Here is a 22528-nt window from a genome sequence, read left to right as displayed (position 1 = left end):
CCGACGACCGCGCGGGCGTAGCCTGGACCGCACCACCACGGCCCGGGACGGGAGGACGCACGTGCTCGACGCGCTGCTGACGCTCCTCCGCGACGTCCCCGCCTCGCTCGCGGTGCTGCTCGGCACCGGCACCCTGACCTCCGTGCTGCTGCTCGTCGGCGCGACGGCCTTCGCGGTCGCCGCGCTGTCGCTGGTGTCCCGCGGTGCCCGCGCCCTCGTGCTCGTCGCGGCACCCGCGCGCGGCGTCCGCCGCGTGGCGGCGGCGCTCGAGCTGCGACCGGCCGTGGCGCAGAGCGACCCGGGCGCCCCGGGGCGCGCCCGCCCGCGCGCACCCGCCCTGCTCCTCGGCTGATCACCCCCGCCGCAGCCCGCCCGGTCCCCTCCGCCCCGCGCCCTCGCGCGCCCGGTGGCGGCCGCCCGGTCGTGCGCCCGGGGCTGATCGGCGAACGCCTCCCCAGCCGTTCGACCGAGGACCCCCACCATGGACCTGCTCGCCCTGCCCCCCGTCGCCGCGGTGCTCGACGCCGCCTACCGCGCCCTCATGGGCCTGACCCACCTGCTCGACCCGCTCGCCGGAACCGGCGCCGCGGCCGCCGCCGTCGTCGTGGTCACCCTCGCCGTGCGCGCCGCGCTGATCCCCGTCGGCGTCGCCCAGGCCCGGGGCGAACGCACCCGCGCCCGCCTCGCACCCCGGCTCGCCGCCCTGCAGCAGCAGCACCGCGACGACCCCGCCGCCCTGCAGCGCGCCACGATGGCGCTCTACGCCGAGGAGGGCACCTCGCCGTTCGCCGGCTGCCTGCCGGTGCTGGCGCAGGCGCCGGTGGTCGGGGTCGTGTACGCGGTGTTCGTGCACCCCCGGATCGCGGGGCACGGCAACGACCTGCTCGGGCACACGCTGCTCGGGGTGCCGCTCGGCGACAGCCTGCTCGGGTCGCTCACGGGCGGCACGGCGACCATGGCGACCCTCGCGGTGTTCGGGGTGCTCGTCGCGGCGGTCGCGGCGGTCGGCGAGCTGACGCGGCGGTCCGTGGCTCCGGGCGGGGCCCTGGCGTCGCCCGCCGGGCCCGCCGTCGGCCCGGCCCCGGCCGGCGCTCCTGCGAGCCCGCTCGCGGCGCCCGGGATGCAGCGCGTCCTCGGCGCCCTGCAGTTCCTCACCGCCGCGGTGGCGTGCGTGGTGCCGCTCGCGGCGGGGCTGTACCTGCTGGTGACCGTCTGGTGGACCTACGCCCAGCGGCTCGTGCTGCGCCGGCGGTTCCCGCTCCAGGGCGCGGCTCGCTGACGTCCGACGGTCCGGCGGTGCCCCGAGTGGGATTCGAACCCACACTGGATCGGGTTTGAGCCGATTGCCTCTGCCGTTGGGCTATCGGGGCGCCGCACCAGGCTACCGGCGCTCGACCGGGCCCCCCGACACCCCGACCGCACCCGGGGCCGGGCGCGGTCGGCCGACGGCTTCCGGCGCAGCCCACGTCGATCGGGGTGGGCCGGCCAGGAACCCGTGGGCCGGGTGGCTGGCGCCGCTCGCGGCACCCCGGCGGCGCGGCCACCCAGGGGGCCGGCTGCGCACCACTCAAGCGGCCCGGCGGCGTGCTGCACTGGCGCGGTCCCCCCGGTCTGAGGGGTCCGCGGGGACCCGGCGGCGGGGCCGGGGCAGCACACCCGGCCCCGCCGCCGCCTCGGGCCCGGCGCGCCCATCTCCCGCGCGGCCCGCGCGCCTCACCTCCCGCCCGCGACCCCCGCGTCCGCGGCCACCCGCTCCGGCGCCGGCAGCACGCCCGCCCGGGCCAGCGACCCCAGCCACGCCAGGCTCGGCTTCGGCGTCCGGGCGAACGTCCCCCGGTCGACCGCCACCAGCCCGAACGTCGGCCGGTACGACCCCCACTCGTAGTTGTCGAGCAGCGACCAGTGCAGGTAGCCCCGCACGTCGCAGCCGTCCTCGACGGCCGCGGCGAGCCCGGCGAGCGCCCCGGTCGTGTAGGACACCCGCCGGTCGTCGTCGTCCGTCGCGATGCCGTTCTCGGTCACCAGCATGGGTACCCCGCCGGTCACCTCGCGGGTGTGCCGCAGCGCGTGCCCGAGCGCAGCCGGGTAGTACTCCCAGCCCGTCAGGGTGCGCTCGGTCCCGGGCGGGAGCTCGACGGGGCCGTCCGGTCCGATGATCGTGCGCAGGTAGGCCTGGACGCCCACGAAGTCGTCCTCGCGGGACTGCTCCAGGAAGAAGTCCTCCCGCCAGTAGGCCCACGCGTCCCGGGCCTCCTCGGACCCGGGCAGCGCCTGGTAGTCCTGGTTCGCGACCGACCACCCCGAGCGCACGTGCCCGAGCCCGCGCAGCACCTCGACGGCGGCGTGGTGCGCGGCCGCGATCACCCGGGAGGCGTGCGGCGACGGTCCGGGCCAGTTGACGCCGACCTCGGTGTCGATCCGCGCCTCGGCCTGGTTGACCATCATGTTCGGCTCGTTGATGGTGACGACCCAGCGCACGTCGTCGAGGATCGTCGCGGCGGCCTCTACGTACCGGCGGAACCGGTCGACGACGTCGGGGGCGTACCAGCCGCCCTCGCGGTGCTGCCAGGCCGGCACGGTGAAGTGGTGCAGCGTGACGACCGGCTCGACGCCGCTCTCCCGGCAGGTGTCGATCATCCGTCGGTAGTGGTCGAGCTGGGCCCGGGACACCTCGTCGCGAGCCGGCTCGATCCGGGCCCACTCCAGGGAGAAGCGGTACGCGGCCAGGCCCGCGTCGGCGAGCAGCCGGATGTCCTCGGGGTACCGGTGGTACGAGTCGCAGGCGTCGCCGGAGACCTCGTCGACGTGCGTGCCCGGCTGGTGCTCCAGCAGCCAGTTGCCGGTGTTGGTGTTGCCGCCCTCGACCTGGTGGCCGGCGGTGGCGGCGCCCCAGAGGAACCCGTCGGGCGCGGGCACGGCGGCGGGCGGGGGCGGGGTGGTGCGCGAGGTCATGCGGTGGGTCCTTCCGGGTCGGGAGGTCGCGGGGCGGTGGTGGGGCGGGCGGGGCGTCGCGGTCAGCGCGCCAGGTCCAGGACGGCGTACCCGTGCCCGTCGAGGTGCACGGCGTCACCCGCGGCCCGGCAGCCGCGTGCCAGCACGACCGCCGCGTCCCCGGCCCCGGGGAGCTCCGCCGACACCGGCGCACGCCCCGGGTTCAGCAGGACCGCGAGCGTCTCGCCGCGGACGTACGCGAAGGGGTACCCGGTCGACAGCACGCGGACGGGCGACCCGACGTCGAGCCGCCGGTCGACGTGCCGCAGCGCGACCAGGGCGCGCACGTGGTGCAGCAGCGACCCGGGGTCGGCGACCGCCCCCGCGACCGTGGGCGCGCCGGGCGCCGGGTCGTGCGGCAGGTACCGGGAGTCGTGGGGCGCGCCGGGGCCGAACCCGTCGGCGGTCAGCCCGCCCCACGGCATCGGCGTCCGGGACCCCGCGCGGTCGTACCGCGGGCCCAGACGGGAGCCCTCGGTCGTCGGCGCGTCCGGCAGGTAGCGCATGCCGATCTCGTCGCCGTAGTAGATCGACGGCATCGAGGGCCAGGTCAGCGCGAGCACGAGCGCGGCGCGCGCCTGCTCGGCGTCCCGGTCGCCCGCGACCAGCCGGGTGAAGTCGTGGTTCGACGTCGGGAGCCCGGTGACGCCGCCACGACCCGAGGCGGTGATGGCGGCGTCCGCCTCGCGCCACGCCGCGACGAACGGCGCGGCGTCGCCGAGCCCGGCGGCGTCGGCCCAGGCGTGCCGGTGCTCCCAGACCTCGTCCACCGTGCCGGCGCCGTTGTTCCAGAGCGAGCGCAGCGCCAGCCCCTCGTCCCCGCCACCGAACTGCAGGAAGAAGTCGGCGTGGAACCCGGCGGGCACGGACGCCCGCGGGTCGCCCCACTCGGCCACGAGCACCCGCCCGGGGTGGGCGGCGTCCACCCAGTCGCGCATCCCGCGCCACAGCCGGCCGGTCTCGACCAGGCCCGGGTCGTCCTTGACGAGCGAGCCGGCCATGTCGACCCGGAAGCCGGCGATGCCGCGGTCGAACCAGAACGCCATGATCTCCCGCAGCGCCGCGCGGTTGGCCCGCGGGCCCGGGGCGTCGACCGGCTGCCGCCACGGCTGGGCGGGGTCGGGCCGGGCGTAGCCGAAGTTGAGGGCGGGCTGCACGGGGAAGAAGCTCGGCAGGTAGTACCCGCCGCGGCGCCCCGGCCCCGGCTGGAAGCCGTCGACGGGCGTCGCCGACCACACGTACCGGTCGTCGGCGGGGTCGTCGGCCGCGGCCCGGAACCACGGGTGCTGGTCGGAGGTGTGCCCGGCGACCAGGTCGAGCAGCACGGCGATCCCCCGGCGCGCCGCCTCGTCCGCGAGCGCCACGAGGTCGTCGTTCGTGCCGTACCGCGGCGCCACCCGGAGGAAGTCGGCGACGTCGTACCCGGCGTCGGCGAACGGGGACGCGAAGCACGGGCTCAGCCACACCGCGTCGACCCCGAGCCAGGCCAGGTAGTCGAGCCGGTCGGCGATGCCGCGCAGGTCGCCGATCCCGTCGCCGTCGGCGTCCGCGAACGACTGCGGGTAGATCTGGTAGAGCACCGCGCGGTCGAGCCGCCCGGCCAGGTCCGTCACGCCCATCGGGCCGCCCCCTCCGCGCCGGCGTAGCCGAGCGTCGCCGTGTCCGCGCCGGGCGGCTGCACCAGCCACGCCCCGGACCGCGCGGGCAGCGCGAGCACGCCCGGCACCCCGCCGGGCCCGGAGCCGGCCCCGGGCCCCGCCAGCGGCACCCCGCCCCGCGCCAGCGACACCTCCGCCGGCCACGGCGACACGTTCAGCACGTGCACCACCCGCGTCCCGTCCGGCGCCGCCGTCGGCACCACGACGACGGGCGCGGTCGACGTGGCGGCGACGACCGGCTCCGCTCCCAGCGCCGCGAGCAGCGCGGCCCACGCCGGCAGCGCGCACGGCAGGTCGGCCGCGACCAGCAGCGCCTCCCCCGCGCCGCACGGCACCCGGACCACGCACGGCGCGCCGGAGCCCGTCACCCGGGCCAGCACGTCCGCGCCGGCCGGCAGCCCCGTCAGCGGCTGCACGAACCCCGCCCGCACCTCGGCGAGCGGCAGCCGGTCGTCCGCCGGCGTGACCGACGGGAACCGCGTCGCCGACGACTCCACCCGCGCGCCGGCCGCGACGCCGAGCGCGTCGAGCAGCACCGTGCACGGCTGACCGACCGGGTCGAGCGTCGGCACCGGCCCGTGCAGCAGCAGCCGTCCGCCCGCCCGCACCCAGTCCGCGAGCCGCGCCTGCACGCCGGGGTCCAGCACCGGCGTCGACCCCAGCGCCAGCACGCGTCCCGCGGGCAGGCCGGCGAGCGTCCGCGCCCCGGAGCAGCCGTCCGCCTGCAGGTCGACGGCGTCCGGCGCGAACCCGCCCAGCACGAGCGCGCGGGTCAGCACCTCCCGCGGCCCCGAGCCCCGCGACCGCTCCAGGTCCGCGACGTGCGCGGCCTCCCGCGCGGACCCGGGGTACCGGTACTCGGTCATGTAGTGGTCGGGGACGAACCCGAGCGTCACCGGCGCCGGCTCGGGACGGGCGCCCCGGAGCAGCGCCGCCGCGTCCGTCACGGCCCGGGTGGCGCCACGCAGCGCGTCCCACCCCGGCGAGCGCCGGCCCTCGGGGTCCACCGGCGCGGCGAACCCGTGCCGCTCCCCCGTGCTGGCGACCCGGTCGTTGCCGTCGCCCACCGGCGCGGGCAGCAGCGGGTTCCGCCCGCCGGTCAGCAGGTAGTAGTTCACGAACGTCTGCCCCTGCGCCACGCACAGCTGGAGCTTCAGCGGCGCCGCCTCCGGCCCGCACGCGACGTCGAGCGCCTCCCCGTAGTCGCCGGTGCCGACCTCGAACTCCAGGGTCCCGGTCGGCTGGCCGGGCGCGACGGTCGCGGCGAGGAACGCGTTCGACGCCCACAGGCCCGGCAGCTTCGCGAGCGTGAGGTCGCCCAGGTAGTAGTCGGCGCCGGGCAGCACGTCCGGCCGGCCGGCCCAGGTCCGGTGCAGCTGGGCGACGCCGAGCGGGAAGTGCCGTGCCTCGCCGCCCCAGCAGCCGTGCACGTTGACGAGCAGCGGCACGTCGATCCCCGCCGCCCGGACACGGTCGCGCAGCAGCCCCACGTACTCCGCGTACCGGTCGCGGGCCTGCCGGCCGAGGTCCCCGCGCAGCGCCAGCACCGCGCCCTCCGCCGGCGACCGCACCGCGGCGGCCCACGCCGCGGGGTCGCGCGGGTCGGCCCCGTACCGGGCGCGCAGCGCCTCCGGCCCGCCCGCACCGGCCTCGGCCGACAGCCGGCGCCCCAGGTCCGCCACGGTCGCGCCCGACAGGTCCGGGCTGTTCGTCACCCACGGCAGCATCCCGACCTCGTTGTCCAGCTGCACCGCCACGACCGGCCCGCCCCGGTCGACGGTGCGGCGCGCGAGGACCGGCAGCACCGCGTCGAGCCAGTCCCCGCACGCGGCGAGGTACGCCGGGTGCAGGTAGTCGACGACCGTGGCGTCCGGCACCGCGCCGTCCCAGCCGGGCGGCACCACCTCGGGGTGCTCGCGGAGCAGCCGCTGCCCCAGGCCCTCGTGCTTGAGCTCGGCCATCACGAACGGCCCGGGCCGGGCGATCACCGCCAGCCCGCGGTCCGCGCACAGGTCGAGGAACGCGCCGACGTCGAGCTCGGGCCGGGTGCGGCCGGTGACGTCGACGCCCCCGTCCACGGTCTCGTGCACCAGCCACGGGACGTAGGTCGCGACCGCGGTCAGCCCCAGGTCGAGGGCGTCGTCGAGCCGGTCGGCCCAGTCGGAGCGGTCGAGCCGGAAGTAGTGCACCTCCCCGGCCAGGACGAGGTCGTCGGTCAGGGACGGGAACCGTACGGGTGCCACGCGCTACCCCTTCGTAGCTCGGAGGACCGGCTGAGATCGGGTCTTGCTTGTAACCGGTTACGACTGCACAGTACGAGTCGTAACCGGTTACATCCAGAGCCGGTTCGTCGGACGAAGGAGACCGAGATGGCCGGAACCGGGCGACCCACCGTCCGCGACGTGGCGCGGCACGCCGGCGTGTCCGTCGCGACCGTCTCCCGGGTCACCCACGACGACCCGGTGGTGACCGGCAGCACCCGGGACCGGGTCCTCGCCTCGATGGCGGCGCTGGGCTACACCCCGTCCGTGCTCGGCAGCGGGCTCGCCTACCAGCGGCACCACACGCTCGGCGTCGTCCTGCCGGGCCTCGGCGGGCCGTACTTCGCCGCGCTCATCCAGGGCGCCGAGTCCGTCGCCGCCGAGGCGGGCCTCGCGGTCAACGTGCTCGGCACCCACCTCCGGCACGACGCGGTCCAGGCGGTGCACCAGCTCGCGCTGCGCACCGACGGGCTGATCGTGCAGGGCGGCACGGTGCCGGACGACCTGCTCACCTCGATCGCCGAGAAGCTGCCGGTGGTGCTGGTCGCGGGCGAGCACCCCGACCTGCTCACCGTGCGCACCGACGGCCGGGCGGCGGCGCGCGAGCTCACCGCGCACCTGATCGAGACGCACCGCCACCGCCGGCTGCGGTTCGTCGGCACGACCGACGGCTCGCCCGACACCACCGCGCGGTACGCCGGGTTCCGGGACGCGCTCGCCGCCGCCGGCCTGGTGGAGCACGGCGCGCCGGTGCACCACGGCCTCGAGGCCCGGTACGGCGCGATGGCCGCGCGGCAGCTGCACGCCGAGGGCGACCTGCCGGACGCGCTGGTGTGCGCCAACGACGAGCTCGCGTTCGGGGTGCTGGCGACGCTGCCGGGCCTCGGGGTCGCGATCCCGCGGGACGTGGCGATCGTGGGGTTCGACGACCTCGACCTCGCGGCCCTCGCCTCCCCCACCCTCACGACCGTGCACCAGCCGGTGCACGACCTCGGCTCGACCGCCGCGGAGCTCGTGCTCGCGGCGACGCGCCGCAGCCGGGAGCCGTTCGCTCCCCTGCCCCCCGACGACCGGGTCCTGCCGACCCGGCCGGTGATCCGCGAGTCCTGCGGCTGCGCGACCTGGCCCGACGGCACCGCGGCACCACCCTTCAACGAGGAAGGACGCTCATGCACGCACGAACACGACGGAGGTCCCGGGCGCGGCTGACCGCCTGCGCCGCGGCCGCCGCGCTCGCCCTGACCGCCTGCACCGGCGGTGGCAGCGGGGGCGGCCAGGGCAGCGGCGCGCCCGGCGACCGGCTCACGGACGAGGGCCGGGTGTCGCACCTGGTGCTCGGCGACTTCTCCGGCCAGACCAACCCCAAGGCCAACTACAACCCGTTCTCGGCGACGGCGCTCGGTCCGCTGTGGACGATCTACGACCAGCTCTACGTGATCAACACCTACGACTGCACCGAGGAGCCGCAGCTCGCGACGGGTTACGAGTGGACCAGCCCGACCGAGCTGCGGATCACCACCCGCGAGGGCGTGACCTGGAACGACGGCGAGCCGTTCAGCGCGCGGGACGTGGCGTTCACGTTCACCCTGCTCCGCGACAACCCCGCCCTCGACACCCGCGGCGTCGCGCCCGGGCTGGTCGGCGCCGAGGCGACGTCGGACACCGAGGTCGTGCTCACGTTCGAGCAGCCGTCCTTCTCGCGGTCCGGGATGTACCTGCAGACGCTCGTCGTCGCGGAGCACGTGTGGGCGGACGTCGAGGACCCGGTCACGTTCACCGCCGAGGACGCCGCGGTCGGCACCGGCGCGTTCACCGTGAAGTCGTTCAACCCGCAGCGGTTCACCGTCGAGCGGAACCCGGGCTCCTGGCGCGCGGACGACGTCGTCGTCGACGAGCTGTGGTTCGAGAAGGCGGACGCCGGCGGCCAGGTCGATCAGCTGAAGCTGGCGCGGGGCGAGTACGACAACAACTCGATGTACGTCCCCGACATCGAGGACACCTACGTCGCCAAGGACCCGGAGCACCACCACTACTGGTTCCCGTCCGGCTCGCCCATCTCGCTGTTCATGAACCTGGAGAAGGCGCCGTTCGACGACGTCGAGTTCCGCCGGGCGATCTCGGTCGGCCTCGACCGGGTGGCGCTCACCGAGGACGCCGGGTCCGGGTACGTCGAGGTCGCGAGCCAGACGCTGCTCGTCCTGCCGGGCCAGGCCGACTGGCTGGACCCGACGATCCCCGACGAGGGCATGCTGCCGTACGACCCCGACGCGGCGGACGCGGCCCTCACCGCCGCCGGCTACCCGCTCGACGACTCCGGACGCCGGCTCGGCACGGACGGCGAACCGCTGCGGTTCTCGTTCATCACCCCGCAGGGCTGGAGCGACTGGACCGCGGCCGCCAACTCGCTCAAGGAGGACTTCGACGCGCTCGGCATCGCGGTCACCGTCGAGACGCCGGAGTTCCCGACGCTCGAGCAGGACCGGCTGGTCGGCAACTTCGACATGACGTTCGGCGTCCGCGCCGGGCAGTGCTCGATGTTCCAGAACTACGACGAGCCGCTCGGCTCGGCGAACACCGCGCCGATCGGCGAGCGCGCCACCACCAACGAGGTCCGCTGGTCCGACGCGCACACCGACGACCTGCTCGCGCAGCTCGCCGGCACGCCCGACGCCGACGAGCAGAAGCCGATCGTGCACCAGCTCCAGCAGGTGATGGTCGACCAGGTCCCGTTCATCCCGCTCTGGTACGGCGGCAAGTGGTTCGAGTACACCACCAAGAACGTGACCGGCTGGCCCAGCGCCGAGGACCCGCACGCGGGCCCGGACAACCAGCACCTGATCTTCACGCGGCTGACCCCGGTCACCGGCTGACCGCCCGCGGCGGGGCGCCGGGCTCGACCCGCGCGCCCCGCCGCGACCAGCGACGGAGCGACGACATGGCCTACTTCGCGCGGCGCATCGGGTTCTTCTTCCTCACCCTGTGGGGCGCCGTCACCCTGAACTTCCTCATCCCCCGGCTCTCCGGCGGCGACCCCGCGCAGGCGATCCTGCAGCGGATCGCCGGCAAGGAGGCCCGGGTCGACCCCGCCCAGCTCGCCGCGGTCCGAGCGATGCTCGGCGTCCCCGACGAGCCGCTGTGGCGGCAGTACGTCGACTACCTCGGCAACATGGCGAGCGGGAACTTCGGCGTCTCGTACACGTACTTCCCCTACTCGGTGTCCGAGGTGATCGGCGAGGCCGTGCCGTGGACGATCGTGCTGGTCGGCGTCACCCTCGTGCTGTCGTTCGTCATCGGCACCCTGCTCGGCACCTGGGTGGCCTGGCGGCGCGGCACGACGTTCGACTCGGTGCTGACGGTGACGTCCGCGTTCGTCGGCACGCTGCCGTTCTTCTGGATCGCGCTGGTGCTCATCTACGTCTTCGCGATCACGCTCGGCTGGCTGCCGCCGTCCGGCGGGTACTCGGGCCTGATGGAGCCGGCACCGACCGCCGCCTTCCTCGCCGACGCGTGGCCCTACTTCATCCTGCCCGCCGCGGCCATCATGATCACCGGCCCGATCGGCTGGCTGCTCGGCATGCGCAACAACATGGTCCAGTCGCTCGGCGAGGACTTCGCGCGGTTCGGCCGCGCCAAGGGCCTGTCGAACCGGCGGCTGGCGATCGCGTACGGCGCGCGGGTCGCGATCCTGCCGAACGTGACCGGGTTCGCGCTCGCCCTCGGCGGCCTGATCGGCGGCACGGTGCTGGTCGAGCAGACCTTCAACTACCCCGGCACGGGCCGCCTGCTGCTCGAGGCCGTCTCGAACAAGGACTACCCGCTCATGCAGACGATCTTCCTGTTCATCGCGGTCGGCGTCCTGGTCGCCAACCTGGTCGCGGACGTGCTGTACGGCGTCCTCGACCCGCGGGCCCGGCGCAAGGAGGCGGCGTGACCGCCGCGGCCCTGCGGCCCCGCGCCCGGGCGCCGCAGTGGTTCACGATCCTGTGGCGGAACAAGAAGGCGCGGTTCGGGATGCTCCTGCTGCTGGCGTTCGTCCTGCTCGCCCTGCTGGCGCCCGTGATCGCGCCGTACGACCCGCGCGACCGGTCGTTCGCCGGCGGGCTGCCCCCGTCCGCCGCGCACTGGTTCGGCACCACCGGCAAGGGCTACGACGTGGCGTCCCAGGCGATCTTCGGCGCCCGGACGTCGCTGCTGATCGGCCTGGTCGCCGGGGCGATCGCGACCACGATCTCGCTGCTGGTCGGCATGACCGCGGGCTACCTCGGCGGGATGGTCGACGAGGTGCTGTCCTTCGTCACCAACCTCGCGCTGGTGGTCCCCGCGCTGCCGCTGATGATCACGCTCGCCGCCTACGTCCCCGGCGGCGGCAGCGAGTGGATGGTCATCATCGTCATCTCGATCACCGGCTGGGCCGGGGCCGCGCGGCTCAAGCGCGCGCAGATCCTCACGCTCCGGAACCGCGAGTACATCCAGGCCGCGCGCATGGCCGGTGACGGCACGTTCCACGTCATCTTCCGGGAGATCGCGCCCAACATGACGTCGCTGATCGTCGTCGGGTTCATCGGCGCGGTCGGCGGGGCCATCGGGGCCGAGGCCGGCCTCGCGTTCCTCGGCATCGGCAACCCCGACACCATCTCCTGGGGGACGATGCTCTACTGGGCGAACACCGACGGCGCCCTGCTGACCGGCGCGTTCGCCCGCCTGGTCGTGCCCGGCCTGCTGCTGGCCCTCCTCACCACCGCGCTCACCTTCGTGAACTTCGGGGTCGACGCGCTCAGCAACCCGCACCTGAGGGAGCCGTGATGCCGCTCGTCGAGGTCCGCCACCTGTCCGTCGACTACCGGTCCCGGGACCTGCCGCCCGCGCACGCCGTCCGGGACGTGTCCTTCGACCTCGCCGAGGGCGAGTTCGTCGGCCTGCTCGGTGAGTCCGGCTGCGGGAAGTCCACCCTGGGCAACGCCCTGCTCCGGCTGCTCGACCGGCCCGCGCACCACGCCGGTGGCGAGGTCCGGTTCGACGGCCGGGACCTGTACGCCCTGACCGACCGCGAGCTGAACCGGCTGCGCTGGCGGGAGATCGCCACGGTGTTCCAGTCGTCGATGAACGCCCTGAACCCCGTGCTCCGGGTCGAGCGGCAGTTCCGGGACACGATGGAGGCGCACCGCTGGGACCCGCGCACCGAGGGCGACCCGCGCGAGCGGGTGCTCGAGGTGCTGCGCGACGTCGATCTCGACGCCGAGCGCGTGCTGCGGTCCTACCCGCACGAGCTGTCCGGCGGGATGCGGCAGCGGGTCGTGCTGGCGCTCGCGCTGCTGCTCCGGCCCCGGCTCGTCGTGCTGGACGAGCCGACGACCGGGCTCGACGTGGTGGTGCAGCGGTCGATCGTCGACCTGCTGCGCCGGCTGCAGCGCGAGCACGGGTTCTCGGTGCTGTTCATCAGCCACGACCTCGGAACCGTGCTGGAGATCGCCGACCGGGTGCTGGTGATGTACGCCGGGCAGATCGTGGAGTCGCGGCCCAGCGCCGAGCTGGCGGCGGACCCGCTGCACCCGTACACCCGGGGGCTGCTCGGGTCGTTCGCGGACCCGCGGGACGAGCGCGTGTCCGTCACCGCGGTGCCGGGGCGGCCGCCCTCGCTGGACTCCCCACCCGCGGGGTGCGCGTTCGCGCCGCGGTGCCCGGTGCGGGTGGCGGCGTGCGCGGCGGTGCCGCCGGTGCTGGCGCCGCCCGGGGCCGGGGACGCCGGGGACGGGACGGCGGTCGCCGGTGCGGGGCGCGTCGGCGGTCGCGCGCACGCCGGCACGGCCTCCCCCGACGACGCGGACGGGCTGGTGCGCTGCCACCGGCACACCCCCGAGGGGGCCGACGAGCCGACCGTCCCGGACGCCGCGCCGCCGTTCCCGGAGGTGATGGCGTGGGCGTCCGGACCGGCGGGGTCCGCCGGGGCCGCCACGGCGCCCTCGCCGCTGCTGGTCGCCGACGGCCTGGTCAAGACCTACACCCGGCGCCGTGGGCTGCGCCGCGAGGAGGTGCGCGCCGTCCGCGGGGTGTCGTTCGCGCTCGCGCCCGGGCGGGTCCAGGCGCTCGTGGGGCAGTCGGGTTCCGGGAAGTCGACCGTCGCCAAGATGCTCACCGGCACCGAGCGGCCGACGGCCGGCACCGTGACGCTGGAGGGCCGGGACGTCACGCGCCTGCGCGGCGCCGAGCTCCGGTCGTACCGGTCGCAGGTGCAGATGGTGTTCCAGGACCCGTTCGCGGCGCTCAACCCGACGAAGTCCGTGGGCGCCTCCGTCGGCCGGCCCCTGCGCAACCACCTCGGGCTGTCCGGCGACGCGCTGCGCGAGCGGGTCGTCGCGCTGCTCGACGGGGTCGGGCTGTCGCCCGGGTCGCTGTACGTCGACAAGCTGCCGCACCAGCTCTCCGGCGGCCAGCGGCAGCGCGTCGTCATCGCCCGGGCCATGGCGCCCCGCCCGCGGCTGCTCATCGCGGACGAGCCGATCTCGATGCTCGACGTGTCGATCCGCGCGGAGATCCTCGAGCTGCTGGCGACGACCGTGCAGGAGCAGGACGTGGCGATGCTCTACATCACGCACGACCTGCTGAGCGCGCGGTTGCTCGCCGACGACCTCATGGTGATGCGGGACGGCGCGGTGGTGGAGCAGGGCCCGACGGTGCAGGTCGTGCGGGAACCGGAGCACGCCTACACGGAGACGCTGCTCGCGGCGGTGCCGCGGCCGCCGGGGGTCGTGGCGCGGTGAGTCACCCGACGTCGGGCACGATCCCGAGGATCGGCACGTTCGCGATCCTCGACCCGGGCTGCCAGGGCCACCGCCCGTCCCGGTCCGGGTAGATCACCTGCAGCGCCGGCAGCGGCCGCGTCGCGCGCGCCATCGGGTGCGCCATGACCAGGTGCTCGCGGGAGTCCAGCACCTCCATGACCCGCGCGTGCCGCCACACGTCGTCGATCGAGTCGCCGTCCACGTACCGCTGCCCTGCGCGCATCCGCGCGCCCAGCGTGTTCAGCAGCCGTGCGGCGTCGTCCGGGCACGGGCCGAACACGATGAGCTCCGGCAGGTCGTACTGGTAGAGCCCCGTCGTGTAGCAGAACTGCAGCTCGCCGTCGCCCGGGCCGACCCACTGCAGGGCCCATCCGCGCTCGTCCGCCATGCCCAGCAGGTGGCTCAGCCACCCGACCGCCTCGACCTCGTCCATGACCCCACCCTGCACCCGACCACCCACACGCCGGCCGCCGGGCGGGAGGTCCCGTGGCACCGGCTCAGCCCTGCTGCACCAACGCGCCGTACCAGCCGAGCCCGGCGTAGGTCTCGTACCCCGGGGTCGCCGCGAACCCCACCGCGCGGCCGTCCTCCTCGTACGCCCCGGTCGCGCGGTCGCCGGTGCGCAGCGCGACCCGCTCCGCGAGCACCCCCGTCCGGTCCGACGCCGCCAGCACGAGCCCGTCCCGGTCGAGGATCAGCACGCGGGTGGCCTCGCGCTCGCCCGGCCCGAGCCGCACGCCGTCGACGATCGCCTGCGCCTGCCGCTCCCAGTCGAAGAACACGCCGAGGGCGCCGATCGGCCGGCCGTCGGAGCGGCCGCCCTCGCGGACCGCGGTCGCGTACGTCGCGGTCAGCGCCCCGAGCGCGCGCTGCGGGGCCACGTCCAGCGCGGCGTACTCGTCGCCGGACCGGGTGGCGAGCGCGGAGCGGAACCACGGCTCGTCCCGCACGTCGGACCCCAGCACCCCGGCCGCGCCACCGGTGCCCGCCCGGGCCACGACCCGCCCGGACGCGTCGGCGAGCCACAGGTCCAGGTAGACCGTGTAGCTGCGCAGGATCGTCGCCAGCCGGTCGCCCGCGTGCCGGGCCGCCGCCGGGTCCGCCGTCGCGAGCGCCTCCACCAGCGCCGCGTCGGTCGCCCACCACCGCACGTCGCAGGACCGCTCGTACAGGTTGCGGTCCATCAGCTCGATCACGTTCAGCGCCAGGTCCGCGAGCCGCTGCCCGCGCACCCGGCCGACGAGCTCGTGCCCGAGCACCGTGAGCTCGTCGATCCGCGGGCGCAGCTCGGAGGACAGCTCCTCGGACAGGGAGCGCGCCCGGTCCGCGACCTCCCCGACCTCGCGGGCCACGACGGCGAACCCCGCCCCGGCCTCGCCGACCCGCGCCGACTCGATGAGCGCGTTCAGCGCGAGCATCTTCGTGCTGCGGGCGACCTGCTCGATCCCCTGCAGCTTCTCCCCCGTGACGCGACCGACCTCCTCGGCCAGCCGCACGACCCGTTCCGGCACGACGCGTCCCTTCGACGACACAGCGGTCCCCCGACCTGCTCGGCCTATCGGCGGGGCGGGGCGTCCGCTGAGCGGCACGGGGACGCGGGTTCGGCGGCCGCGACCGCGTAGATTGCCCGCCGTGCCCGTCACCCCCGACCCCGCCGCGCTGGCCGCGCTCGTGACCCGGCTGCGCGCGGCCGGCTGCGTGTTCGCCGAGGACGAGGCGGCGCTGCTCCTCGCCGAGGCTCCGGATGCGGCCGCGCTCGACGTGATGACGGCGCGCCGGGTGGCCGGGGAGCCGCTGGAGCAGGTCGTCGGGTGGGCCGAGTTCCGGGGCCTGCGGATCGGGGTCGAGCCGGGCGTGTTCGTGCCGCGGGCCCGCACCGGGCTGCTGGTGCGGGAGGCGGTGCGGGCACTCGGGTCGCGCGTGACCGGGACCGCACCCGGGGACCCTCGCGTGCGGGGACGGACCGGCAGCACCGGCGACGGCCCGGTCGTGGTCGACCTGTGCTGCGGCACGGGCGCCGTCGGGCTCGCGGTCGCCACCGAGCACCCCGGGGTCGCGCTGTGGGCCGTCGACCTCGACCCCGCGGCCGTCGCGTGCGCCCGACGGAACGCGGCGGCGCTCGGTCCGGCGGACGCGACCGTGCTGCTCGGCGACCTGGACGCGCCGCTGCCCGCCGCGCTCGCCGGCCGGGTCGACGTGCTGGTGGCCAACGCGCCCTACGTGCCGACCGCCGAGATCGCGCACATGCCCTCCGAGGCGCGGGACCACGAGCCGCGCACCGCGCTGGACGGCGGCGCCGACGGCGTCGACCTGCACCGCCGGGTCGCCGCGGCCGCGCCGCGCTGGCTCGCGCCGGGCGGGCGGCTGCTGATCGAGACCAGCGTCCGCCAGGCCGGCGCCACCGCCGCGGCGTGCGAGGGGCAGGGACTCGCGGTGCGGGTCGTGCACGACGACGACCTGGACGGCACCGTGGTCGTGGCGACCAGCCGCGCCCGCTGACTTTCGTCGCTCCGACCCCGGCGGTACCCGGACCCGGCGCGCGCTCCCGGCCCGGCCCTGATCCCCAGCCGATCGTCGCCGCGTGCCCGCCCGATCGATCAGGCGGCCGGGCGACGACGCGGTGGGAATGCGGCGCAGCGCGGCGCGGGGCAGCGCGGCGCGCCGCAGCGCGGGGCGCGGCGAGGGGCGAGGGTCCCGGCCTGCGCTTCGCGCCTAGGGTGGGTGCCGGCGGGCGCACCCCGGCGCCCGGCGAGGAGGAGGTCCCGGTGGCTCGCGCGCTGATCGTGGTGGACGTGCAGAACGACTTCTGCGAGGGCGGCGCCCTGGCGGTCACGGGCGGCGCGGCGGTCGCCGAGCAGGTCACCGCGTTCCTGGACCGGACCGCGGACGCCTACGACGTGGTGGTGGCGACGGCCGACTGGCACGAGCCGCTGCCCGACGACAACGCGGGCCACTTCGCGGTCGACGCGGAGCCGGACTACGTGGCGACGTGGCCCGAGCACTGCGTCCGGGGCACCGCGGGCGCGGCGTACCACCCGGCGCTGCGGCTGCCCGGCGACGCCGTGCACGTGCGCAAGGGGCAGGGTCGGCAGGACTACTCGGGCTTCGAGGGCGTGGTGACGCCGGGCGCCGGGCCCGGCGCGGAGTCCGCCGCCGAGGCGGGTGCGCTCGCCGACGCCGCACCGGCCGGGCTCGCGGACGCGCTCCGGGCGCGGGGCGTCGACGGCGTCGACGTCGTGGGCCTCGCCACCGACCACTGCGTGACGGCCACCGCGCTCGACGCGCTGGACGCCGGGTTCGACGTCCGGGTGCTCACCGACCTGACGGCGGGGGTCGGCGTGCGCACCACGATCGACGCGCTCACCCGGCTCGCGGCCCGGGGCGTCACGCTGACCACCTCCGACGCCCGCTGACCGGGGCTCGCGCCGCCCCGACGCGGCGCGGCGCTCGGCGCCGCGCCGGCCGGCGCGCCGCCGTCAGGCCGCGTCGCCCGCCGCGATCGGGACGCCCGGCCGCTCGCGGCGCCACGCCCGGCCGCCGGACACGGCCGCCACCCCGCCGACCACGGCGAGCACCGGCACCACCAGGAACGCGGTGTGCGGGCCCACGGCGTCCGCGAGCGCCCCGAGCAGGAACGGGGCGAGTCCGATGGCCACCCCACCGCCGACGGTCGCCCGCGCCTGGGCCGCGTCGGTCGCGCCGCCCGACGCGCCGAGCAGCAGCGCGATCCCGAGCGGGTACTGCGCGCCGTACCCGAGCCCCGCGAGGAACAGCCCGGCGAGCGCGACCGGCGCGTCCGTCGCCGTCCAGAGCACGGCCCAGCCCGCCACGGCGACGCCGAACGACACGGCGAGCAGCCGTGCGGGTGACATGCGGAGCGACAGCGGCCCGACCACGAACCGGATCAGCGTCATGCCGGCGACCAGCCCGGCGGTCGTGGCGGTCGCGATGCCCGCGCCGGCGCCCGTGCGGTCACGGACGAGGTCGGTCGCCCAGTAGGTCGTGGCGTTCTCGAGCGCCAGGGCCGCGACGACGGTCACGAGGAACCACCGCGAGGCCAGCACGGCGCGGGCGGTCCGGGAGGCCTGGGCGGCGCCCGCGGGGCCCGTCGCCGTCGGGCCCGCCGCCGGGCCCGCCGGGTCCGCCCGTCCCCCGCGCACGGCGGGGCCGACCGGCTCGGCGCGGCTCGCGTCCCCGCCGGCCCCCGCGTCCCCGTCCGCCCCCGCGCTCGCGCGCCCGCGTCCACCCGCCCGACCCAGCGCGCCCACCGTCGGCAGCAGCCGCACCGCGACCGCCGTCGCCAGCGCGAGCACCGCCGTCACCGCCACCGCCGGCCGCCACCCCCAGCCCGCGGCGACGCACGCGCCGACGGCGATCGGCCCCAGCAGCCCGACCCCGGAGCCGACGCCGTTGGCCTCGGTCACCGCCGCGGACGCGGTGCGCCCGTGGTGCAGCACCAGGCCCGCCTGCGCCGCGCTGATCGCGACGTTGCCACCGAGCGCCACCACGACCATCCCGGTCAGGGTGACGGGCAGCGTCCAGCCGCTGACCAGGAGCCCGATGCCGGCGCCGAGCAGCACGCACGCGGCGACGAGCGCCGTCCGCCGGCCCAGGCGCAGCACCGCTCGCGGCGTCACCGCGGCAGCCAGCACCGCGCCGACCGCCATCGCGGTGCCGTGCAGCCCGGCCTGGGCGTTCGACACCCGGAGCTCGGCGGCGAGCAGCGGCACGCTCGGGTTGAAGGAGTACAGCAGCCAGCCCCACGTGACGAACACGCCGTCGAGGGTGAGGGTGAACCGGTCCCGCCGGAGCCGCGGCGCCGGTGCCGGTGGCTGCGTCGTCACGCGCCGACCCTAGCGGCCCTCCGAGCCACGGGCCGGGACCCTAGGACAGGACCCCGGCCCGTGGCCGGTGGGCGTGCGCCGCTCAGTCCTGCACGGACACCGCCGCGGCGAACTGGCTCGCGTACAGCCGGGCGTAGGCGCCGCCGGCCGCGAGGAGCGCCTCGTGCGACCCCTGCTCGACGATCGAGCCGTGCTCCATGACCAGGATGACGTCCGCGTCCCGGATGGTCGACAGCCGGTGCGCGATGACGAACGACGTCCGCCCCGACCGCAGCGCGTTCATCGCCTGCTGCACGAGCACCTCGGTCCGCGTGTCCACCGACGACGTCGCCTCGTCGAGCACGAGGATCGCCGGGTCGGCGAGGAACGCGCGGGCGATGGTGAGCAGCTGCTTCTCCCCCGCCGACAGGTTCGCCGCCTCGTCGTCGATCACCGTGTCGTAGCCGTCGGGCAGCGCCCGGACGAACTGGTCGACGTGCGTCGCGACCGCGGCCTCGACCAGCCGGTCCTCCGGGACGTCCTCGACCCCGTACGCGATGTTCTCCCGGATCGTGCCGCCGAACAGCCAGGTGTCCTGGAGCACCATGCCCACCCGCGAGCGCAGGTCGTCGCGCGTCAGCTCACGCGTGTCGACGCCGTCGAGGGTGATCCGCCCGCCGTCGATCTCGTAGAACCGCATGAGCAGGTTGACCAGCGTGGTCTTGCCGGCACCGGTGGGCCCGACGATCGCGACGGTCTGCCCGGGCTCGGCGACCAGGGACAGGTCGTCGATCAGCGGGCTGTCCGGCACGTACCGGAAGGACACGTCCTCGAACGCGACGCGCCCCTGCACCCGCGCCGGCAGCCGGGCCGGGCTCGCCGGGTCGGGGTCCTGCTCCTCGGCGTCGAGCAGCTCGAACACCCGCTCGGCGGAAGCGACGCCCGACTGCATCAGGTTCATCATCGAGGCGATCTGCGTGATCGGCTGCGTGAACTGGCGCGAGTACTGGATGAACGCCTGCACGTCGCCGAGCGTCAGGCTGCCGGACGCGACCCGCAGGCCGCCGACCACCGCGACGATCACGTAGTTGAGGTTCGCGATGAAGCCCATCGCCGGCTGGATGATGCCCGAGATGAACTGCGCCTTGAAGGAGGCCTCGTAGAGCTCGGCGTTCTGGTCGTGGAACTCCTGGACCGCCTGGCGCTGCCGGCCGAACACCTTCACCAGCGCGTGCCCGGTGTACATCTCCTCGATGTGGGCGTTGAGCTTGCCGGTCCAGGTCCACTGCCCGATGAACTGCGGCTGCGACCGCTTCGCGATGGCGGTCGTCACCGCGACCGACAGCGGGATGGTCACGAGCGCGACCAGCGCCAGCACCGGCGAGATCCAGAACATCATCCCGAGCACGCCGACGACGGTCAGCACGGCCGTGATCAGCTGGGACAGCGTCTGCTGCAGGGTCTGGGCGACGTTGTCGATGTCGTTGGTGACCCGGCTGAGCACCTCGCCGCGCGGCTGCCCGTCGAAGTACTTCAGCGGCAGCCGGCCGAGCTTGGCCTCGACCTGCTCGCGGAGTCCGAACACCACGCGCTGCACGACGCCGGTCGTGATCCAGCCCTGCAGCCAGCCGAACAGCGCCGACGCGACGTAGATCGCGACGACGGCGAGCAGCAGGTTCCGCAGGCTGGTGAAGTCGATGCCCTGCCCGGGCACCACGTCCATCCCGCCGAGCATGTCGGCGAGCCGGTCCTGGCCCTGGGCGCGCAGGCCCTCGATCGCCTGGGCCTTGGTGACGCCCGCGGGCAGCTGGCCGCCGACGACACCGTTGAAGATCACGTTCGTCGCGTTGCCGAGCACCTTCGGGCCGGTGACCGCGAGCGCGACCGAGAAGATGCCGAGCAGCAGCACCGCCGCGAGCTTCGGCCACTCCGGGCGCAGCACGCCGACGAGCCGGCTCAGCGACGCCTTGAAGTTCAGGGACTTCTCGCCCGGCATGCCCATCCCCATGCCCGGGCCGGGGCCCATCCCCCGCCGGGGCATCCGGCGCGGGGTCTGGGCGGCCGGCGCCGCGGCGGCCGACGCCTGGGTCGGCGGCTCGGTGGCGGTGTCGCGGGCCACGCCGGCGACGTCCCGGTTCTGGTCCTCGGCGCTCATGCCGCCTCCTCGACGCTCAGCTGGGAGAGCACGATCTCCTGGTAGGTGGAGCACGACGCCATCAGCTCGGCGTGCGTGCCGGTGCCGACGACCGCGCCCTCGTCGAGCACGACGATCCGGTCCGCGTCGCGGATCGTGGCGACGCGCTGGGCCACCACGACGACCGCCGACCGGCGCGTCTCCGGCACCAGCGCGGCCCGGAGCGCCGCGTCGGTGGCGAAGTCGAGCGCCGAGAACGAGTCGTCGAACAGGTAGATCGCGGGCTTGCGGACCAGGGCCCGGGCGATCGCGAGCCGCTGGCGCTGCCCGCCCGACACGTTGGTGCCGCCCTGCGCGATCGGGGCGTCAAGGCCGCCGGGCATCTCGGCGACGAACGACCGCGCCTGCGCCACCTCGAGGGCGTGCCACAGCTCCTCGTCCGTAGCCTCGGGGTTGCCGTACCGCAGGTTCGACGCGACGGTGCCGCTGAACAGGTAGGGCCGCTGCGGGACCAGCCCGACCATCGACCACAGGTCGTCCGGGGCCAGGTCCCGCACGTCCACCCCGTCGACGGCGACGGTCCCCGCCGTCGCGTCGAACAGCCGCGGGACCAGGTTCACCAGCGTCGTCTTGCCCGAGCCGGTCGACCCGATGACCGCGGTGGTCTGCCCCGGCTCGGCCACCAGGTCGACGCCGTGCAGCACCGCGCGCTCGGCACCCGGGTACCGGAACTCGACGCCCCGCAGCTCCAGGCGGCCCTGCGGCCGCTCGAGCCGGACCGGGTCCGCCGCCGGGACGACCGACGACCCGGTGTCCAGGACGCCCGTGATGCGCTCCGACGACACGACGGCGCGCGGCACCATCACGAACATCATCGTCGACATCATGACCGCCATCAGGATGTACATGATGTAGCTGAGGAAGGCCGTCAGGGCACCGATCTGCATGTCGCCCGCGTCGATCCTGCCCGCGCCGAACCACAGCACCCCGACGCTGGTCAGGTTCATGATCAGCATGACCGCCGGGAACATCAGCGACATCAGCCGGCCCACCCGCAGCGAGGTGTCGAACAGGGCGTCGTTGGCCTCGGCGAACCGGGCGGCCTCGCGGCGCTCCCGCACGAACGCCCGGATGACCCGCAGGCCGGTGATCTGCTCGCGCATGACGCGGTTGATCGCGTCGATGCGCTGCTGCATCACGCGGAAGTACGGCACCATCCGGCTCACGATCAGCCCGACGACGATGCCGAGCACCGGCACGACGACCAGCAGCAGCCCGGACAGCGCCACGTCCTCCTGGAGCGCGAGGACGACGCCGCCGACCAGCATGATCGGGGCCATCAGCATGATCGTGAACGACAGCAGGGCGACCATCTGGACCTGCTGCACGTCGTTGGTGGTCCGCGTGATGAGCGACGGCGCGCCGAACTGGCCCATCTCCTGGGCGGAGAAGTCCTGCACGCGGGTGAACAGGCCCTCGCGGAGGTCGCGGCCGAAGGCCATCGCGACCCGCGCGCCGAAGTACACCGCCGCGATCGAGCAGGCGACCTGGAGCAGGCTGACGCCCAGCATCACGGCGCCGATCCGCATGATGTAGCCGGTGTCGCCCACGGCGACGCCCTTGTCGATGATGTCGGCGTTCAGGCTGGGCAGGTAGAGCGTCGCGATGGTCTGCGCGAGCTGGAGCAGCAGCACGGCGACGACCTGGGGCCGGTACGGCCTCAGGTAGTCCCGGAGCAGGCGGAGCAGCATGGGTCTCCCGGGTGGGGCGGCGGGCCGGGGTGGGACGGTGCGTCCGCGGCGGTGGCCGGGCGGGGCGGACGGGGTGCGGCGCCCGGCGGCGAGGCCGGGGTCGTGGCGGGCGGCACCGGGGTCGAGCCGGG

Annotated in this window: 17 protein-coding genes and 1 tRNA gene; 9 read left to right on the top strand and 9 right to left on the bottom strand. The window is 75.7% G+C overall.

Translation table 11 applies throughout. The annotated features are described in order from the left end of the window. The first annotated feature begins 61 nt into the window (after positions 1–61). A complete protein-coding gene (locus FS882_RS13385) occupies positions 62–352 on the top strand; it encodes a DUF6412 domain-containing protein (RefSeq protein WP_158373551.1) in 291 nt (96 codons plus the stop codon). A gap of 129 nt (positions 353–481) precedes the next feature. Further along, positions 482–1279, top strand: a complete 798-nt coding sequence (gene yidC, locus FS882_RS13380) for a membrane protein insertase YidC (RefSeq protein ID WP_158373550.1) — start codon at positions 482–484, stop codon at positions 1277–1279. A gap of 18 nt (positions 1280–1297) precedes the next feature. On the opposite strand, the gene FS882_RS13375 is transcribed toward yidC, so the two are convergent. The 4 genes from FS882_RS13375 to FS882_RS13360 form a co-directional block, all read right to left on the bottom strand. Next, positions 1298–1370 (bottom strand) — tRNA-Leu (locus FS882_RS13375). Between the two features lie 343 nt (positions 1371–1713). Next, positions 1714–2952, bottom strand: coding sequence for a glycoside hydrolase family 1 protein (locus FS882_RS13370; protein WP_158373549.1), 1239 nt, complete (start codon positions 2950–2952; stop codon positions 1714–1716). Between the two features lie 62 nt (positions 2953–3014). Beyond that, positions 3015–4610 (bottom strand): alpha-amylase family glycosyl hydrolase, encoded by a 1596-nt coding sequence (locus FS882_RS13365; protein WP_158373548.1) that lies wholly within the window; start codon positions 4608–4610, stop codon positions 3015–3017. Then, positions 4601–6892, bottom strand: a complete 2292-nt coding sequence (locus FS882_RS13360; protein WP_158373547.1) for a beta-galactosidase — start codon at positions 6890–6892, stop codon at positions 4601–4603. The genes FS882_RS13365 and FS882_RS13360 overlap by 10 nt, the downstream gene beginning before the upstream one ends. A 126-nt stretch (positions 6893–7018) precedes the next feature. On the opposite strand from FS882_RS13360, the gene FS882_RS13355 reads away from it, so the two are divergent. The 5 genes from FS882_RS13355 to FS882_RS13335 all read left to right on the top strand — a co-directional run bounded on the left by FS882_RS13355 (position 7019) and on the right by FS882_RS13335 (position 13668). Beyond that, positions 7019–8119 carry a LacI family DNA-binding transcriptional regulator gene (locus FS882_RS13355; RefSeq protein ID WP_158373546.1) on the top strand — a complete coding sequence of 367 codons (1101 nt, stop codon included), beginning with the start codon at positions 7019–7021 and terminating at the stop codon, positions 8117–8119. Continuing rightward, positions 8080–9780 carry an ABC transporter substrate-binding protein gene (locus FS882_RS13350; protein ID WP_158373545.1) on the top strand — a complete coding sequence of 567 codons (1701 nt, stop codon included), beginning with the start codon at positions 8080–8082 and terminating at the stop codon, positions 9778–9780. Before FS882_RS13355 ends, FS882_RS13350 begins: the two co-directional genes overlap by 40 nt. A 65-nt stretch (positions 9781–9845) precedes the next feature. Next, positions 9846–10841, top strand: coding sequence for an ABC transporter permease (locus tag FS882_RS13345; protein ID WP_158373544.1), 996 nt, complete (start codon positions 9846–9848; stop codon positions 10839–10841). After that, entirely contained in the window at positions 10838–11713 is an 876-nt protein-coding gene (locus tag FS882_RS13340) for an ABC transporter permease (protein WP_158373543.1), read from the top strand. Before FS882_RS13345 ends, FS882_RS13340 begins: the two co-directional genes overlap by 4 nt. Then, positions 11713–13668 carry an ABC transporter ATP-binding protein gene (locus FS882_RS13335; RefSeq protein ID WP_158373542.1) on the top strand — a complete coding sequence of 652 codons (1956 nt, stop codon included), beginning with the start codon at positions 11713–11715 and terminating at the stop codon, positions 13666–13668. The genes FS882_RS13340 and FS882_RS13335 overlap by 1 nt, the downstream gene beginning before the upstream one ends. A 1-nt stretch (position 13669) precedes the next feature. Here the strand turns inward: FS882_RS13335 and FS882_RS13330 are convergent, their stop codons facing one another. Both FS882_RS13330 and FS882_RS13325 read right to left on the bottom strand, forming a co-directional pair. Further along, positions 13670–14122 carry a DUF4262 domain-containing protein gene (locus FS882_RS13330; RefSeq protein WP_158373541.1) on the bottom strand — a complete coding sequence of 151 codons (453 nt, stop codon included), beginning with the start codon at positions 14120–14122 and terminating at the stop codon, positions 13670–13672. Between the two features lie 64 nt (positions 14123–14186). Continuing rightward, on the bottom strand, positions 14187–15200 hold the full coding sequence (locus FS882_RS13325) for a methyl-accepting chemotaxis protein (protein ID WP_158373540.1): 1014 nt from the start codon (positions 15198–15200) through the stop codon (positions 14187–14189). A gap of 121 nt (positions 15201–15321) precedes the next feature. On the opposite strand from FS882_RS13325, the gene FS882_RS13320 reads away from it, so the two are divergent. Continuing rightward, positions 15322–16188: a putative protein N(5)-glutamine methyltransferase gene (locus FS882_RS13320; protein WP_158373539.1), complete on the top strand. Its 867-nt coding sequence runs from the start codon at positions 15322–15324 to the stop codon at positions 16186–16188. A 266-nt stretch (positions 16189–16454) separates the two neighbouring features. Continuing rightward, positions 16455–17102 carry an isochorismatase family protein gene (locus FS882_RS13315; RefSeq protein WP_158373538.1) on the top strand — a complete coding sequence of 216 codons (648 nt, stop codon included), beginning with the start codon at positions 16455–16457 and terminating at the stop codon, positions 17100–17102. A gap of 63 nt (positions 17103–17165) precedes the next feature. On the opposite strand, the gene FS882_RS13310 is transcribed toward FS882_RS13315, so the two are convergent. From FS882_RS13310 to FS882_RS13300, 3 genes are all read right to left on the bottom strand, one after another. Then, on the bottom strand, positions 17166–18533 hold the full coding sequence (locus FS882_RS13310; RefSeq protein WP_158373537.1) for an MFS transporter: 1368 nt from the start codon (positions 18531–18533) through the stop codon (positions 17166–17168). Between the two features lie 82 nt (positions 18534–18615). Then, on the bottom strand, positions 18616–20667 hold the full coding sequence (locus FS882_RS13305) for an ABC transporter ATP-binding protein (RefSeq protein ID WP_410053282.1): 2052 nt from the start codon (positions 20665–20667) through the stop codon (positions 18616–18618). Then, on the bottom strand, positions 20664–22397 hold the full coding sequence (locus tag FS882_RS13300; RefSeq protein ID WP_158373536.1) for an ABC transporter ATP-binding protein: 1734 nt from the start codon (positions 22395–22397) through the stop codon (positions 20664–20666). Before FS882_RS13300 ends, FS882_RS13305 begins: the two co-directional genes overlap by 4 nt. Positions 22398–22528 lie beyond the last annotated feature (131 nt).

The organism is Cellulosimicrobium cellulans, from assembly GCF_007679345.1.
In the GTDB taxonomy this organism is placed as follows: Bacteria; Actinomycetota; Actinomycetes; order Actinomycetales; family Cellulomonadaceae; genus Cellulomonas; species Cellulomonas cellulans_A.
Note: the sequence above shows the minus strand (reverse complement) of the source record. Positions and strands in the feature narration are given on the sequence as shown.